The following is a 17,019-nucleotide window of genomic DNA, read 5'->3' on the forward strand; positions in this document are numbered from 1 at the left end:
ACATATCAAAAAAACGAGATACATAAAAGCAAATACCCATTGTGACCAAAATACACAAAATGGCATACGGTATAATGCCTTGTGTTTTATTTGGAAGGAGAGTTAAGATGTATTATCATTCTTTTCATAATCCAATCCATCCTACAATACTGCCTTACCCCTCATACATGATCAATCATCCGACATTTAGACAATACCCTCCAGTGGATACAAAAGAATTTTTAAATTCTTTAAAAGCGTTTCGATTTTTGATGGAACAAGGAACTATTTTGCAGAATCGCTTAAGTGATAGCGGCTTTGCCCATAAATTAATGACTGCTGCACAGGAAGGGAAAAAAGCGGAGGTTGACCGTTTAATCAAATTGATAGGCCTCAAGGTGCCCGTGATAACGAAATATACTCCATCCCACGTGAATTTTCAGCTAGTCACTTTAGCCAGCCAGCAACACCCGGAAAGCTGCTGCACGTTAACCTTCTCCATGAAATGGGGGAAATAGATAAAAGCATGAAAACCTACTTACGTCATGTGAGTAGGTTTTTTTAATCCCCCTTCTGTACTGCGTATGTTTAAAACAAGCGTTTTGTTAATATGATGGATTGAATAATTTTAATTAGGGTGTAAAATATTTTAATAGGTTAATAGGAAAAAGGAGAATGATTTTTGGAGGAACAAACAAACAAGTACCAGGAACAAACACTTTTCAGCATTACATGGCCACTCTTTATAGAGCTAGCCTTACATATGGGAATGGGAATCATAGCGACCCTTATGCTGGGGCATTATTCCGACAAGGCTGCTGCTGGAGTGGGGGTAGCCAATCAGTTGCTGAACATGTTTATATTAGTTTTTAACGTTACTTCCATTGGCGGGACGGTTTTAATCAGCCAAAATCTTGGAGCTGGAAAGCTGCAGCATGCCAGAAGGTTAGCCCGTTCTGTATTTAGACTTAACTTTTGGTTTGGAATTATTGTAGCAATCCTTGTCTTTCTTTTTGGTGAGCAACTTTTACAGCTCTTTAATATCCAAGGAAAAGTTTTCGATTATGGGCTGATATTTGTTCGGATTTGCGGAATTTCCCTCTTCTTTGAATCCCTGTCTCAAGCATTAAGTGCAATCCTCCGCAGTCATGGATACACAAAAGAATCAATGGCCGTCACCGTGGTCATGGATTTAATCAGTGTCGGTGGAAATATCATCGCAACCACCGGTATTTTAGGGATGCCGATTACAGGTGTAACGGGGGTTTCCTGGGCGATTGTTACCGCACGTTTCTTTGCTGTATGTGCGCTTCTTTATTTCATTTATAATCGTCTTTCATTAAAACTAGGAATTAATGATATTTTTAAAGCCAAAAAAGAGGATATTCGAGGACTTTTATCCATCGGGATACCATCAGCGGGAGAAAATCTATCTTATCAATTTTCACAGCTTATCATAACAAGCATTGTTGTTTCACTCGGGACTGCCTCCCTTGCTGCTCGTGTCTATATTTTAAATCTTAATATGATTTGTTATTTGTTTACTTTAGCGATTGCACAAGGCACTCAGCTTCTTGTCGCACGATACATCGGCGGCAGGCAATTTGACCGGGCATTTAAACGAGGAATTTCCACGTTAAAAATTGCGATCGTTTCTTCCACGTTAACGTCATTAGCGATGGCTCTCTGTGGATCCTCAATTTTGAAGCTATTTACCAATGATCCAAGTATTATTGCAGTCGGCCTCCCTGTTCTTTGGGCAATTGTTTTCGTTGAACCGGGTAGGGCCATGAATATTGTCCTGATGAGTTCACTCAAGTCGGCTGGAGATGTTCGTTTTCCCGTCATGATTGGAATGATTTCGATGTGGGGCGTTGCTGTTACTCTAAGCTATCTGTTGGGTGTTCATTTTGGTCTTGGACTTATCGGCATTTGGCTGGCTCAAGGGACAGATGAATGGCTAAGAGGACTCTTTGCAATCAGACGCTGGCTCATGAAGCCGTGGGAACACAAAACAAAAGTAAGTGTTAGTGCATAAAAAAGCGGAAGGCGCTAGGCGCTTCCGCTTTTCTTATTGTCTAGCTTCTGCGCCTAGCCCCTCGGGTCATAAGCCACTTCCAAAATGAAGGCAAAGGAGCGCCTTCTTTTTGGAATCGTCTTATGCCTGTCGGTGCTGATCAAGGCGCTTCCGCTTTTCTTATAAACGATAGACTCTTGTTTCGTATGGTTTTAATGAAACTTGTTTCAATGGTTCATGCATTGGAACTTCATAGTTTTGCAGCAGCAATTGATTGTATCGTAAAGTCTCTTCCTGCCCCATCTTCAATTCAGCCGGTTGAACAGAAAGATTAGCAACCACGAGTACCTTTTCACTTTCAAACGTCCGGGTATAGGCAAAAATTTGCGGATCATCCTTTAGCAGCAAATCATAAGTGCCGTATGTGAATACCTCGTTAGCCTTCTTCAACTGAATCATTTTTTTGTAAAAATTCAATATGGATGAGGCATCGTTTTGTTGTACTCTGACATTGATTTCCATGTAATTTGGGTTTAGCTTCAGCCAAGGCTTTCCTGATGTAAAGCCGGCGTTTTCTTCACTTGACCACTGCATCGGTGTACGGGAATTATCACGACCTGATGCCCAGATTATCTCCATAATTTCATTGTGCGATACTCCTGCTGCCCGCTTAAGATGATACATATTTTTGGCAGAAACATCATCATAATCATCAATTGAATTGAATTGTACATTCGTCATCCCAATTTCTTGACCTTGATAAATGAATGGTGTTCCCTGCATGAGGAAATACATGGTTCCAAATGCCGTCGCACTTTCCCGCCAGTACTCCTTATCATTTCCCCAAGTCGAAACAACTCGGGCTTTGTCATGATTTTCAATAAACAGAGCATTCCAGCCTTTTCCTTCAAGCCCTTTTTGCCAACGGGATAATACATCTTTTAACTCCACAATATCCAACACTTTTTTCTTTTCCGCATCCCAAAGGTTAAGATGCTCAAATTGGAACACCATGTTAAACTTGCCTTGTTTTTCGCCGACCCATTGCTCAAGATCTTCGGCATCATCCACTGTAACCCCGTTCGCCTCACCGACCGTCATGATATCGTATTTAGCAAAGGTTTCTTCCTTTAGTTCTTGTAAAAACGGATGAATTCCTTCGACATTCATCATTTTTTTAAAACAGGAAACATAGCTCAGTCCCTTTGGATTTGGCATGTCTTGAAGCCCGGCTTCCTTTTTGATATGGCTGATGGCATCCACACGGAACCCATCTATTCCCTTATCAAGCCACCAATTAATCATCCCGTAAAGTGCTTTTCGAACTTCTTCATTTTCCCAATTAAGGTCCGGCTGTTTCCTTGAGAAGATGTGCATAAAATACTGGTCAGTCTTTTTATCATATTCCCATGCCGAACCGCCAAAAATACTTTCCCAGTTATTCGGTTCATTTCCGTCCTTCCCGTCGCGCCAAATATACCAATCGCGCTTTGGATTGTCCTTAGAGGAGCGGGATTCGATAAACCAAGGATGTTCATCACTTGAATGGTTAATCACTAAATCAAGGATTAATTTCATTCCACGACGATGGGTCTCTTCTAATAGAAGGTCAAAATCAGCCATCGTGCCGAACTCGGCCATAATTTCTTGATAATTGCTAATATCATAGCCATTATCATCATTCGGTGATTGAAACATTGGGCACACCCAAATGACATCAATTCCTAATTCCTTTATATAATCAAGCTTAGAGATGATTCCCTTAATATCGCCAATTCCATCCCCGTTTGAATCCATAAAGCTTCTTGGGTAAATTTGATAGGCGACCGCTTCTTTCCACCATAATTTCTTCATGTTAAATCCTCTCAACTTCCTACTATTATTCAAGCTTCTCGGTATTGGGCCGGCTACATGATAATCGTTCAATCAAACGGTGAGAAATAATCAGGCGCTTCGTTGGCTCGTTACTGTTTTCAACCATTGTAATTAAATTTTTCGATGCCTGATAACCAAGCTCAAAAATATTAATATCTACAGAGGTTAACGGGGGTTTTGCCATTTCCGCAAGAAGAACATTATTAAAGCTAACGATCGAAATATCCTCAGGAACTCTAATTCCTAATTCATCCAAAGTATTGAGAACGCCGAGCGCCATAAAGTCGTCAGCCACAACCAGCCCTGTGGGAGGAGTCCTTAGCTTCATGATTTCACGAACGGCCTCCTGCCCTCCTTCACGCAAAAATTCCTGATGAATAATATACTCTTTTTTTAAATCGATACCAGCTTCGATTAAAGCACGTTCATAACCGTGCAGTCGATCAGCCGTTACCATAAGCTCCATACTTCCACCGATAAAGCCGATTTGTCGGTGCCCCAGTTGAATTAAATACTCAGTCGCGTCTTTCATAGCCCGAATATTATCATTATCAACATGGGTAATTTCTTCAATATCTTTATAGGGTTTTCCAATTAGAACAAATGGAAAATCCCTTTCTTGTAAATATGAAATAACCTTATCCTCTACACTGGAGTAAAGAAGAACAACCCCGTCTACTCTTTTACCTTGCACCATTTGAATGACTGCTTCGAGAATTTCTTTTTTCGATTTTCCTGTTGTCATATGCAATGCATAATTTTTTTCATGGGCTCCTTCACTAATCCCCTGTAATACCGTTGGGAAAAAAGGGTTTTGAAAACCAACATCTTTTGAACTCGGCATGACAAGCCCGATTGTTTGGGTTGACTGACTAGCAAGATTCCTGGCATTCTGATTAGGATGGTATCCTAGCTTCTCCATTGCTTTTTTGACTTTTTGCTTTGTTTCTTCACTTATTCGCGGACTATCCGCAATGACTCTAGAAACCGTTGATGGTGCAACATTCGCAATCCTAGCAACATCTTTAATCGTTACGGCCATTAAATTCAACCCCTCAAAAGAACCTAATTACTCTATAAAAATATTCTATTCTTAACCTTTCGTTCCTCCTGCCGTTAATCCAGATACAAAGAAGCGCTGGAAGGAAAGGAAGAGAATCGCAATGGGAACAGCGATTAATACGGCACCAGCAGCAAAGGTCGTAAATTCGTTCCCAAACTGTTTCGCTACCATATCGTAAAGACCTACAGCTAATGTATAATTTTTTTCCGTCCGAAGCAGGATGCTCGCAATAATGAAATCGCCAAATGGTGCAATAAAAGCGAACAAGGCTACGACAGCTATAATCGGCTTTGCAAGCGGCATGATAATTTGGAAAAAGATACGCAAATGTCCTGCCCCGTCAATTTTAGCTGACTCATCCAATTCTTTCGGAATCGTATCTAAATATCCTTTCATCAACCAAGTATTCATCGGAATTTGCCCACCAACATAGACACAGATCAGACCAAAGTGAGTGTCGAGCAAATGGGTAAGAGTTGCTAAAATATAGATTGCAATTAATGCGGCAAAGTTTGGAATCATTTGCAAAATCAAAAAGGTAACTAATCCATTTTTTCTCCCAACAAAGCGATACCGGGAAAAAGAATAGGCGGTTAAGCTAACAAGGATTACGGTAAAAAGCATCGTTAACACACTGATTTTAAGCGAATTCAAATACCAGTAAACATAATTACTTTTGTTCGTATCAAACAAGAACTGGTAATGGGCAAATGTGGCATGCTTCGGAATAATGCTTGAACCAGATAAACTCTGCCCTGGGTTAAACGATGAACCAATTACCCATGCTAAAGGATATAAAATAATGACAAACATCATCAAAATGACCAAATAAGTTAACGTCAGTCGTGTGTATTTCTGTCTTTTTATACTCATTTTACATCATATCCTCTTCTTGGAATGCTTTCGTTTTTCTAAACTGCCAAATAGCTACTGTCACAACAATGAGTGATAACAGCATGGTTAACGTTGCCGCCTTTGAGTACTCCGCTGAAGTCATCGTTAGACGGTAAATCCAAGAGATTAGAATATCTGTACCGCCGGCATTCTGTCCAGGTACTGCAGGTCCGCCGCCGTTAAATAAATAGATGAGGTTAAAGTTATTAAAGTTAAACGTATACTGTGTAATTAACACAGGTGCTGTTGCATATAACACAAGCGGCAATGTAATGTTTTTAAACTTTTGGAAATTCGATGCGCCATCAACGGTAGCTGCCTCATATAGATCCTGCGGAATCGATTGCAAGACACCGGTTGTCATCGCGAAAATGAATGGGAACCCTAACCAGCTTTGAATGATAATCAAGGCGATTCTTGTAAACAGCGGATTCGTCATCCAAGGCAGACCGCTAATTCCTAAAAATCCGAGGATATCTCTGTTAATCGTACCAAATGATTCATTGAACATCCCAGCAAATACAAGGATTGATACAAATGCAGGAACAGCCCAAGGTAAAATAAATACAGTACGAATGATGGCCTTACCTTTTACTTCCTTCTGATTGACAATAATCGCTAGGAAAATCCCTAAAGCAACCTGGAAGGTCGTGGCCACAAACGTCCACACTAACGTCCAAGCCAAAACTGAGAAGAAGGTATTCCGCCAAATATCTACTTGAAAAATTTCTAAAAAGTTTTTAAAGCCGACCCATGATACAAGCTTCGCCGGAGGAGAATGATAAAGGTCGTAGTTAGTGAATGCTAGTAAAAGAACAAAGATAATCGGAAAAATAACGACAAACACTAATAGTAAAAAGCCAGGTGACATGATCAAATAAGGAAAACCATTATCAACAAGATTACGATACTGACCTTTCAACGTGCTGACTGGTTCATGACGATCACGTTTTTCTCCCACCTTATAAGCATCACGCAAATTAAATAGATAAAAACCTAAACCAAAAATAAGGACAATAATTGCTAAAATTCCATATACCATGAGAAAAATTGAATGATCTTCAAACGGAATGGTTCCCAATGTTACAATGCCCCATAATCCATAGTTGATTAAATCTTTAAATACCAAAACAAATGAGGCACTTAGGATGAGAAAGGCGATCCCTTTTAAAAATTGCTTGTTATACAGTTGACCTAGCCCTGGAATAACGGATAGCATCAACGCCTTCTTACGATGGCTGGTTAAATAGGATTGTTCATTAGACATCCTACATTCCCCTTTCTTAATAACAATTTAATGCTTTAGAGGCTTTATCAAAAGAAAAGCTTTACTAACGAATAAGCTCATTCAATAAGAAACAGTAAACATTTGAAATGGAATAAACACTTTCCTCCCTCATAAAGCATCTAAATTAGAATGGATTGGGGGCAGTACCTCACTACAGAGGTAAGGTACTGCCGATAAACATTATTTTGTAGACTTGATGTTTGATTTAATTTGGGTTACAGCGGAATCGAGTGCTGCTTTAGGTTGTGCTTTTCCAGTGACAACTGTTTGTAAAGAATCCGCCATTGGTTTCCAAACTTGTCCCATTTCTGGAATGTTTGGCATTGGAACAGCGTATTGAGATTGCTCAGCAACTGCTTTTGCACCTTCGTTATTTTTAATAGCCGGATCGTTAAGCAATGCTTTGTTTGTTGGTACTTCAGCTGTTTGCTCAAAACGATATTTAGCGTTTTCATCATTTGTAATAAATTCAACGAATTTTGTTGCCCATTCTTGATTTTTAGAATAAGCAGAAACTAACCAGCTTTTTACACCCATGAATGTTTTTACATGTTCGCCATTTGGAAGAGTTGGAAGTGGTGCAACTCCAATTTTGATACCTGCTTTTGTATATGGATCAAATGACCAAGGTCCATTCATAACAGAAGCAACTTTTCCTTCAGTGAATAGGCCGTCTAAAGCAGATCCGCCATTTTCACCAATGATTCCTTTAGGGAATAAACCTTCTGTATACCATTTTTGGATATATTCAGTACCCTTTACTGCACCTTCGTTATTTAAACCGATGTTCGTTGGATCAAGTTTTCCATCGTTATTATTGAAAACATAACCGCCCATACCGCCTAGGATGCCGTATGCAAAATAGAAGTTATCAAATAATGCTAAGAAACCGTATTTACCATCTTTTGTGTTGCTTTTTGCAAAAGTATAAAGATCATCCATCGTTTTTGGAGGCGTTGACATTAACGCTTTGTTATAAATAAATACAGGAGTTTCCGAAGATTTTGGAAGTCCGTAAAGCTTGCCATTGTAAGTTTCAGCATCAATTGAAGATTGAGAGAATCGATCTGTTACACTTTTGTCAACTTTGAGCTCAGCAATTAAACCTTCAGTTGCAACTTGCCCAATTTGGTCATGTGGTAATGTTACAATGTCCGGTCCTTTTCCTGCTGGGCCGTCAAGACGTAATTGATCACGTTGTTTAGTAGCCATTTCAACTTCTTTGTACTCAATTTTAACGCCGTATTTTTTTTCAAAGTCAGCTCCTACTTTTTTAAGCCAGCCAGTTTTGTCCTTATCTTCCCAGACAACAAGCTTTGCTGGTTTTTTTGCATCCTGTTTTTCAGTGCTGCTTGAACTGTCTCTTTTTGGACCACAGGCTGATAATACACCAAGCATAAGAACGAACATCAATAGAATTGAAAGTGCTTTCTTCATTTTTTCCCCTCCTGAAAATATAGAAATGATTTTTTTGATGTAACCAACCGCCATCTTTGGAAAAGCGCTTACAATTGCGAAAACGGTTGCACAACTTATTTTCATTATAATGCTAATATTGATTTTTACAACTATTTTTTTTGAAAATATTTCGAACAAATATAATAGTTTTAATAGAACCTAATTTCTAGTAAAATAACTTTAAATAATATATCAAAATGAAATGGGTGACTATATTGTTTAAAGAAGCGATCTACCATCGTCCAAAAGATAACTATGCATACGTTTGCACAAACGGCGAACTACATATTCGGCTACGTACCAAAAAAGATGATGTCAAGGAAGTGAGTCTCGTTCATGGTGATCCCTATGATTGGAATGGAAAACAGTGGCAGATAAAAACAACCATAATGAAAAAAAGTGGGTCCGATCAGTTGTTTGATTATTGGTTTGCAAGCGTTACCCCTCCATTTAAGAGACTTCGCTATGGTTTTATCTTAAAAAATGATAGAGAATCGACTTGCTATACAGAAAAGGGTTACTATCCGGAGCCTCCAGTCGATGACACTGCCTATTATTTCTGCTTTCCGTTTTTGAATAATGCAGATATCTTCCGTGCACCGGACTGGGTGAAAGATACGGTTTGGTATCAAATTTTTCCTGAACGGTTTGCTAATGGGAATAAGAACATCAACCCTGAAGAAGCACTTCCCTGGGGCAGTACAGCTCCATCTCCGACCAACTTTTTCGGGGGTGATATTGAAGGAGTTATGAAAAGGATTCCTTATCTTGAAGATTTAGGAATCAGTGGGATTTATTTCACTCCTATTTTTAAAGCCTATTCCAACCATAAATACGATACAATTGACTATTTGGAAATTGACCCGCAATTTGGAACAAAGGAAACATTTAAGGAATTGATTGATGTTTGCCACAAAAATGGCATAAAAGTTATGCTCGATGCCGTATTCAATCATAGCGGCTTTTACTTCCCTCAGTTTCAGGATGTGCTGATGAATGGGGAGCATTCTCGTTTTAAAAATTGGTTCCATGTTCATGAATTTCCGTTAGTTACTGAACCGAAACCAAACTATGATACCTTTGCTTTTACTCCTTTCATGCCGAAGTTAAATACGGAAAACCCTGAAGTGAAGGAGTATTTATTGGAGGTTGGACGTTACTGGGTTAGGGAGTTTAATATTGACGGCTGGCGTCTCGATGTCGCCAATGAAGTAGACCATGCTTTTTGGCGAGAGTTCCGCCGCGAAGTGAAGGCCATTAAATCAGATTTGTATATCCTCGGAGAAATTTGGCACGATTCGATGCCATGGCTGCGCGGCGATCAATTCGATGCTGTTATGAACTATCCGTTTACGACGAATATCCTTAACCTGTTTGGACGGCAGACGATTACTTCGAAGGAATTCGTCGAGAATATGACCAACGTAATTCATATGTATCCCGCGAATGTAAATGAAGTATCCTTTAACCTTGTCGGCAGCCACGATACACCAAGGATTTTAACAGAATGTGGTAACGATATTGACCGAGTTAAGCAGGTTTTCGCTTTGCTTTTGAGTTTCATCGGGACACCATGTATTTATTATGGAGATGAAATTGGCTTGACAGGTGCTCAGGATCCAGGCTGCCGAAAATGCATGGAATGGGATGAGAACAAGCAGAATCGCGATCTTTTTGAACATATTCAAAAATTAATCCGGCTGCGTAGAGAAAATCCATTGCTTTCGAATGAGGGCAAGATTTCTTTCATTTCTCCTGAATACCATGAGAAATGTCTCGCTTTTGTGAAGTCAAATGGGAAAAGTAGCATTATCGTTGTATTGAACACATGCAGTGAAAAAGTGGAATACACGATTCCGTTCGATTTCAAAGGAAAAACTGTTAAAAGTCTTTGGAATGATGAAGAAATTTCTTTAACAGATGAGGATTTAACGATTCAGATACAGGGTAATGGATTTGCGATATTAAAATTCTAAAAATAGTTCGATTAGTGCCTGATCTCCGTGAAATTTTGCATGGTCGGGCACTATTTTTCTTTTTGTGACTGAACCCCGGGATATTCAAAGCCTTCGGTCACTAAAAGATGAATCATAAATAAATAGCCCAAAAGGTCTTATATTGGACCTTTTGGGCTATTTCGTTTCATTCTTATATTTTTGCAACTATTCCTTAAAACCGAGTTTCCAAAATACAGGTGTTTTACCCCACTATTTTTTTAAAACCACAGCTTCGTATGGACGAAGAATACCTAGTTTGTTGTCTTCATAATTTGACAGAATCACTTGATATCCATCCATCTCCACTTCGTCTTTTATGGTTACTTCATCCCCACTAAAATTGCATAGAACTAGCAGGCTTTCGTCCTTCCAGCAACGCTCATAGGCAAACAATGCCGGATCGTCTTTTAAAAGCAAGTGAAAATCACCTTCGACGATGATCTCCATTTGTTTTCGAAGGGAAATCAGCTTTTGGTAGTAATAGAAAATCGATTGTGGATCCTCTAATGCATTTTTAGTATTGATCTCTTTATACCTTGGATTAACCGTGATCCACGGTGTTCCGGTCGTAAAGCCACCGTGCTGGGAAGCATCCCATTGCATAGGTGTTCTGGCATTATCTCTTCCCTTCGCGTAAATCGAGTTCATGATTTCCTCATGGGTGTATCCTAAATCTTTTCTTTCGTGATACATATTAATTGTTTCGATATCGCGATAATCATCAAGGGAGTCAAACTTCACATTGGTCATGCCAATTTCTTCGCCTTGGTAAATATATGGTGTACCCTGCATAAAATGAAGGCAGGTCGCCAGCATTTTGGCTGATTCTACCCGGTATTTTTGATCATCGCCAAAACGTGATACAATTCGCGGTTGGTCGTGATTGTTCCAATATAAGCTGTTCCAGCCTTTGTCATGCAACGCCGTTTGCCATTTCGTAAGGTTTTCCTTCAAATCAACTAAGCTTAGTGGCTTTAGATTCCATTTCCCACCGGGTGCACTGTCTAAATCCATGTGTTCAAAAGTAAATATCATATTGACTTCATTTCTGTCCGGGTCTGTGTAAAGAATAGCATCTTCGGTTTCAGCCCCCGGCATTTCACCAACAGTTATAATCGGATATTTAGAAAGTACTTCCTTATTCATTTCTTGTAAAAATTCATGGATTCTTGGTCCATTTATAAAATAAGGGCCTCCGTCTCCGTATAATTGACCTTCTTGAAGTTTTCCGTCAGGTAATCCAGGCTGCTTTGAAATCATGTTAATGACATCCATCCGAAAGCCATCGATTCCTTTGTCAAGCCAGAATTTCATCATCTGATAAACCTCAAGGCGCAGTTTGGGATTCTCCCAATTAAGGTCAGGTTGCTTTTTCGAAAAGAGATGTAAATAATATTCTTTCGTGTTTTCATCATATTCCCAGGCAGGTCCCCCGAAAACGGAACCCCAATTATTCGGTTCTTTTCCGTCTTTTCCATCACGCCATATGTAATAATCCCGGTACGCATTTTCTTTGGATTTTTTCGACTGAACAAACCATTCTTGTTCATCAGAGGTATGATTCACGACTAAATCCATGACCAACTTCATGTCCCGATTATGGACTTCCGCTAACATCTGATCAAAATCAGCCATTGAGCCAAACTCATGCATAATTTCTCGGTAATTGCGGATATCGTAGCCATTGTCATCATTTGGCGAATCATAAACAGGGCTTAACCAAATCACATCTACCCCGAGTAATTTTAAATAATCTAATTTCGCAATAATTCCTTGAATATCACCCATTCCGTCCCCATTTGAATCATTGAAGCTTCGCGGGTAGATTTGATAAACGACACTTTTCTTCCACCATTTTTTATTCATTTTTACACCTCTTTTACTTTTCTGTTATGCTAAAACCTTACTTATTTGATTACATCATATATTGTGAATCTACAAATAAACATAGATGATATAATTAAAACATCTACTATTTAGCTATTATCTTTTAGAATAGAGGAAGATTATGACGTTAAATATATTTTTTTGCGGCTATTCCTATCACACAAATAGATATCATTCTCAGTATAAATCAGGGTATCCGAGCTATCTTTTCCGCCTGCAAACAGAGGGACTCTGTGAAGTGGTGGTGAAGGGAAGAAAAATGGAGCTCGAGAAAGGAGATCTTTTGCTTATTAAGCCTGGAGACCACTATGAACTATTAGTCAATGAGGGGCAAAATAGCGGAGACTATCACTTAGGCTGCGAGGGCGCCTGGATTGACGAATGGTGGAGCCGTTCCGAGAAGCCACCAGTTTCCCGAATCGATCTTGATGAAAAGCTCTTGTCTATATGGCGCCATATTATGATTGAAAAACGCCGTCCACTGCACAGCCAAAACGAAGAGCTCGCAGGCTATTTGCTACGAGCGCTCTGTTTAACTTTAGAACGAGCCGTTAACGAAACGGTTCCTTCCTCCCTGCACCCGTATACAGTGACACGGATGATGCGATACATTGAAGAGCATGCTACATATCCATTAAAAGTGGGGGATGTGGCAAGGCATGCTGGCCTCAGCGTCTCCAGGTCTGTTCACTTATTTAAAAGCAGTATTGGGAAGACGATTATGGAATATGTGCAGGAAATCCGCTTGTCTGCGGCCATTGAGCGAATGAAATACACTACCATGACCCTAGAGCAGATTGCTGTAGATTGCGGCTTCGGGACATATCCTTATTTTCATAAAGTATTTAAAAAGAAGTACGGCATGGCCCCAGGTGCATACAGACGAATAGAATAAATGTTAAAAAGGCCTTTTTTTATTCCTTATCCGGGCTATTTACCATTATCTGGGCCACTTGTGTTAATCGATCATAAAAAAACTGACCTGCTGGAAATTGATCAAGTCCAATTTCTTGAAACGCTTCTTTCATGCAGCGGAGCCATGCTTTTGCTCGTTTAGGTGTGACCTCGAACGGGAGATGACGGGCTCTCATAGCCGGTGCTCCAAATTCTTGGCTATAAAGAGCTGGTCCCCCTAAAAATTGCGTCAGGAACATTCGCTGTTTTCGTTTGATCTCTTCCATATCCCCCAGAAACAATGGCGCTAGTTCTTCATTAGCATATACTCTTGGGTAAAAGGCATCGACAAGCTTATCAATTGTTTCCTGCCCACCTATTTCTTCATACCATGTTTGTAATCTCTTTTCCAAATTTCTCACCATCCATTTAATAATTCCCCAATTACATTTTATTATAACGTTATGGAAGATCTAGTTTCATGATTTACATCACATTCTTTATCATAAACAAAAGTTACCAATAACAATAAAATTAAAACAGATTTCCAATATTTTTATCACTATTTAATAATTTGCTTTAAGTAAAATATCTTGTGTATAAGTATTCCAACATCTGGAGTATTCCATGAAAAAAAAGCAAAGAGCAAGCGTCACTAGATGCTTGCTCTTTGCTTTGACCGTTTTATTATAAAAGCTACCAACAAATACGATTTCAATTTAGAGAAATCTCATTGCTTATAGAGTTAACCCACCATCTACAAGTGCAATTGATCCGGTCATATAGCTTGCTTTGTCTGATGCTAAGAATGCAACCATTTCAGCAAGCTCGTTCGGATCAGCATAACGACCCATTCTCATATGTGGAAGCTCTTCTGGAACGTAACCGCCCTTTTCAAACTGTTCAGCAACACTAGCTGTTAAAGCGGTTTGAACACCGCCTGGGCAAAGTGCATTAATACGAATTCCTTTATTCGCATATTCTAAGGCAGCACCTTTGGTTAAACCGATAACCGCATGTTTGCTTGCAGAGTATACTGCTACACTATGTTCAGAACGAATTCCAGCAGTCGAAGCAGTGTTAATAATAGATCCGCTTCCTTGCTCTTCCATTACTTTTAGCACATATTTCAATCCAAGGAAGACCCCTTTTACATTGATGGACATAATGCGATCAAATTCGGATTCTTCTACTGTAGTGAAAGGTGCGAACTTTTGGATAATACCTGCATTATTGAAAAATATATCAATACGTCCATAGGTTTCTACTGCTTTATTTACATAGTTTTGCACATCATCACTTTTCGATACATCGGCTTGAACGAAGATGCCTTCTCCGCCTTGCTCTTTCACAAGTTTTAATGTTTCTTCTCCTGTTTCTTTATTGAAATCAACTAAGACAACTTTTGCACCATTGCTGGCAAGCTTCAAGCTGCTTGCTCTTCCTATGCCACTTCCTGCACCAGTGATTACGGCAATCTTATTTGCTAATTCCATGTTCATTTCCCCTTTGTTTAAGATATCTTACATCCCCTATTTTATTGCTGATAAAAAATGAATTATTGTATTATCTTACGGATAATAGTATTTTCTTAATGTCAATAATATATTCATGTAACCGATTTCAAAAAACGAATGGGGTAGATGAAATAAATGGAAATATCCAAAGAGGATTTACAATATATTTGTCAGCTTATTTCAGAAGTTCATGGATTATCTGTTTATTATGTCAATCAATTCGGTGAGTTCGAATACGAATTTTCAAGAAGTGACCTACGGAGTAATCCCTATTATGCCCCGTTCAAGGAGCGTATAAGTGTCTATACTTATAAAGAGGATCCCTGTGATTTTCCTATCTTTTTTTCAAATTCAAATTTGAATTTTTTCTTTGTTAATCTTATAAAATCGAACCATTTTTTAGGAACTATTATTGTTGGACCTGTACTTGATTCAGAAATATATGAAGAAAATATTACCAAGATCATGGATGCTTTTAAAGGAAACGTTAATAAAAGAAATCTTATTGAATACTATCGAGCCGTCCCTATTATTAATCATCATCGGCTCCTAACGATTAGTTTATTGGTTTATTATTTGATTTATCATAAAACGTTAGATAAAACGTTTGTCCTAGAAAACAATAAAGCGTTAGACCTCGTCGTAATTGAATCAGAGAATTTGGATCTTGAGCTTTCAAAAGGAAGGAGAAATTTCATTTTTCATTCCAATCTTTCATATGAACGGATTTTGATTGATTATGTAAAAAACGGCCGGATCGATAAATTAAAGGATATCTTCGATTACTCCATTGTCGGTGAGGCAGAATTAGGATTATTGTCGAGACGGAATAGCTTACGAAGTGAAAAAAATTTAATGATAACTGGAATTACCCTTGTTTGCAGAGCTGCTATTGAAGGGGGATTAAATGAGGAAACGGCCTTTACTTTAAGTGATTACTATATTCAACAACTCGAGGAATTAGGAAACTTAAAAGCAATATTAAGATTAACAGAGAAGGCAATAAGTGATTTTACTCATCGTGTTTACAGATTAAATGAAGAGAAATATTCTACCCCCATAACCACTTGTCAACATTATATTTATAACCATCTTTATGGCGATATTACACTCGATCACCTTGCAGAAATGTGTCGTTTAAGTCCAAATTATTTATCATCTCTATATAAAAAAGAAGTGGGTATTCCTTTAAGTGAATATATTCAGCGACAACGAATTGACGAAGCAAAAAAACTGTTGGTTTTAACAAATTATTCAATTTCAGATATAAGTACATGGCTAAATTTCAACGATCAAAGTTACTTTATAAAAATCTTTAAAAAATACACAGGTTTAACCCCTAAGGAGTTTAGAAATAATCAATCTTCTGATAATACTTCAACATGAATGCAGTTGATTGGAAGTGACAGGCCAAACTCTATAAGTAGATGACGACTCTATCATATACTCAGTTAGCATAGTGTATGAATCTTCATAAGGAACAGAATTCGATTAGGGTGGACAATTAAATTCAATAAAAAAATCGAGTATAAAACCTACCCGATTTCATACTCGATTTCTTAAATTATCACCTTAGTCGTCCACAGAAATTTTCGATTTTCGCTTTCCCCCGATTTGCTTCCAAGCAAGGACTACGGCTAATGTGACAATGGTGCCGACAATAGCTTCTGGAATACCGCTTGTTAACGCAACGGTCCACGCTACCCCCGGAGTCATATAGTTTCTTAAGACTGCCATCAATAGAACAAGGGCGGTATTTGTTAACGTTCCCAAAAATGCAGCTGCCGCCACAGCGAAGTATTCACTCTTGCGGCGAATCCCAACATAAACTAGCCATGCAACCACTCCGATAAACAGGCGCGGTAGAATCGATACTAATGGATCTTTAAAAATCACGTTCGTGGCATTTAGGAATGAAGAAATCCCAAAAATAGCCCCAACGATCATCCCCACAACTGGTCCCTGCATGATTCCGCCGATAATGGCTGGAATATGCATGATCGTAGCGTTACCGGCAGCAGTTGGAACAGGAATAAACCCTAATCGAGTGACACCAAGCAAAATGGATACTGCACCAAGCACCCCAGCAATCACGATATTTCGAACCGTTAATTGATTTTTCATTATTTCTCTCCCCCTATTTAATTTTG

14 protein-coding genes are annotated in these 17,019 nt (G+C 38.8%); 5 read left to right on the top strand and 9 right to left on the bottom strand.

The window, feature by feature from the left end; all coding sequences use genetic code 11:
• The first annotated feature begins 107 nt into the window (after positions 1-107).
• Positions 108-497, top strand: a complete 390-nt coding sequence (locus BN1082_RS09420) for a YuzC family spore coat inner layer protein (RefSeq protein WP_090633680.1) — start codon at positions 108-110, stop codon at positions 495-497.
• 164 nt (positions 498-661) lie between these two features.
• Complete coding sequence (locus BN1082_RS09425) at positions 662-2,017, top strand: MATE family efflux transporter (RefSeq protein WP_090633682.1); 1,356 nt, start codon at positions 662-664, stop codon at positions 2,015-2,017.
• Positions 2,018-2,176: 159 nt separating this feature from the next.
• On the opposite strand, the gene BN1082_RS09430 is transcribed toward BN1082_RS09425, so the two are convergent.
• The 5 genes from BN1082_RS09430 to BN1082_RS09450 form a co-directional block, all read right to left on the bottom strand.
• Positions 2,177-3,850, bottom strand: coding sequence for a glycoside hydrolase family 13 protein (locus tag BN1082_RS09430; protein WP_090633684.1), 1,674 nt, complete (start codon positions 3,848-3,850; stop codon positions 2,177-2,179).
• 25 nt (positions 3,851-3,875) lie between these two features.
• Positions 3,876-4,913, bottom strand: coding sequence for a LacI family DNA-binding transcriptional regulator (locus tag BN1082_RS09435; protein WP_090633686.1), 1,038 nt, complete (start codon positions 4,911-4,913; stop codon positions 3,876-3,878).
• A 51-nt stretch (positions 4,914-4,964) separates the two neighbouring features.
• Entirely contained in the window at positions 4,965-5,807 is an 843-nt protein-coding gene (locus BN1082_RS09440) for a sugar ABC transporter permease (protein ID WP_090633688.1), read from the bottom strand.
• A 1-nt stretch (position 5,808) separates the two neighbouring features.
• Positions 5,809-7,095, bottom strand: a complete 1,287-nt coding sequence (locus BN1082_RS09445; protein ID WP_090633690.1) for a carbohydrate ABC transporter permease — start codon at positions 7,093-7,095, stop codon at positions 5,809-5,811.
• Positions 7,096-7,296: 201 nt separating this feature from the next.
• Positions 7,297-8,553, bottom strand: a complete 1,257-nt coding sequence (locus BN1082_RS09450) for an extracellular solute-binding protein (RefSeq protein ID WP_090633692.1) — start codon at positions 8,551-8,553, stop codon at positions 7,297-7,299.
• A gap of 236 nt (positions 8,554-8,789) precedes the next feature.
• Here BN1082_RS09450 and BN1082_RS09455 point away from each other — a divergent pair, with 236 nt between their 5' ends.
• Positions 8,790-10,550 (top strand): alpha-glycosidase, encoded by a 1,761-nt coding sequence (locus BN1082_RS09455; RefSeq protein ID WP_090633693.1) that lies wholly within the window; start codon positions 8,790-8,792, stop codon positions 10,548-10,550.
• 231 nt (positions 10,551-10,781) lie between these two features.
• Here BN1082_RS09455 and BN1082_RS09460 read toward each other — a convergent pair whose 3' ends face one another.
• Positions 10,782-12,437: a glycoside hydrolase family 13 protein gene (locus BN1082_RS09460; protein WP_090633695.1), complete on the bottom strand. Its 1,656-nt coding sequence runs from the start codon at positions 12,435-12,437 to the stop codon at positions 10,782-10,784.
• Between the two features lie 142 nt (positions 12,438-12,579).
• On the opposite strand from BN1082_RS09460, the gene BN1082_RS09465 reads away from it, so the two are divergent.
• Positions 12,580-13,353, top strand: a complete 774-nt coding sequence (locus BN1082_RS09465; RefSeq protein WP_090633697.1) for a helix-turn-helix domain-containing protein — start codon at positions 12,580-12,582, stop codon at positions 13,351-13,353.
• A gap of 19 nt (positions 13,354-13,372) precedes the next feature.
• On the opposite strand, the gene BN1082_RS09470 is transcribed toward BN1082_RS09465, so the two are convergent.
• Positions 13,373-13,765, bottom strand: a complete 393-nt coding sequence (locus BN1082_RS09470) for a globin domain-containing protein (protein ID WP_090634919.1) — start codon at positions 13,763-13,765, stop codon at positions 13,373-13,375.
• 324 nt (positions 13,766-14,089) lie between these two features.
• Positions 14,090-14,848: an SDR family NAD(P)-dependent oxidoreductase gene (locus tag BN1082_RS09475; protein WP_090633699.1), complete on the bottom strand. Its 759-nt coding sequence runs from the start codon at positions 14,846-14,848 to the stop codon at positions 14,090-14,092.
• A 156-nt stretch (positions 14,849-15,004) separates the two neighbouring features.
• Here BN1082_RS09475 and BN1082_RS09480 point away from each other — a divergent pair, with 156 nt between their 5' ends.
• Complete coding sequence (locus tag BN1082_RS09480) at positions 15,005-16,255, top strand: helix-turn-helix domain-containing protein (RefSeq protein WP_090633701.1); 1,251 nt, start codon at positions 15,005-15,007, stop codon at positions 16,253-16,255.
• 186 nt (positions 16,256-16,441) lie between these two features.
• Here the strand turns inward: BN1082_RS09480 and BN1082_RS09485 are convergent, their stop codons facing one another.
• On the bottom strand, positions 16,442-16,993 hold the full coding sequence (locus BN1082_RS09485; RefSeq protein WP_090633703.1) for an ECF transporter S component: 552 nt from the start codon (positions 16,991-16,993) through the stop codon (positions 16,442-16,444).
• Between the last annotated feature and the right edge of the window lie 26 nt (positions 16,994-17,019).

This window comes from Neobacillus massiliamazoniensis (assembly GCF_001048695.1).
In the GTDB taxonomy this organism is placed as follows: Bacteria; Bacillota; Bacilli; order Bacillales; family Cytobacillaceae; genus Neobacillus; species Neobacillus massiliamazoniensis.

Bases quoted from the DNA above. Each gene is read 5' to 3' on its own strand.
- BN1082_RS09420 (WP_090633680.1), top strand. From the start codon at position 108: ATGTATTATCATTCTTTTCATAATCCAATCCATCCTACAATACTGCCT.
- BN1082_RS09430 (WP_090633684.1), bottom strand. From the start codon at position 3,850: ATGAAGAAATTATGGTGGAAAGAAGCGGTCGCCTATCAAATTTACCCA.
- BN1082_RS09435 (WP_090633686.1), bottom strand. From the start codon at position 4,913: ATGGCCGTAACGATTAAAGATGTTGCTAGGATTGCGAATGTTGCACCA.
- BN1082_RS09440 (WP_090633688.1), bottom strand. From the start codon at position 5,807: ATGAGTATAAAAAGACAGAAATACACACGACTGACGTTAACTTATTTG.
- BN1082_RS09445 (WP_090633690.1), bottom strand. From the start codon at position 7,095: ATGTCTAATGAACAATCCTATTTAACCAGCCATCGTAAGAAGGCGTTG.
- BN1082_RS09450 (WP_090633692.1), bottom strand. From the start codon at position 8,553: ATGAAGAAAGCACTTTCAATTCTATTGATGTTCGTTCTTATGCTTGGT.
- BN1082_RS09460 (WP_090633695.1), bottom strand. From the start codon at position 12,437: ATGAATAAAAAATGGTGGAAGAAAAGTGTCGTTTATCAAATCTACCCG.
- BN1082_RS09465 (WP_090633697.1), top strand. From the start codon at position 12,580: ATGACGTTAAATATATTTTTTTGCGGCTATTCCTATCACACAAATAGA.
- BN1082_RS09475 (WP_090633699.1), bottom strand. From the start codon at position 14,848: ATGGAATTAGCAAATAAGATTGCCGTAATCACTGGTGCAGGAAGTGGC.
- BN1082_RS09480 (WP_090633701.1), top strand. From the start codon at position 15,005: ATGGAAATATCCAAAGAGGATTTACAATATATTTGTCAGCTTATTTCA.
- BN1082_RS09485 (WP_090633703.1), bottom strand. From the start codon at position 16,993: ATGAAAAATCAATTAACGGTTCGAAATATCGTGATTGCTGGGGTGCTT.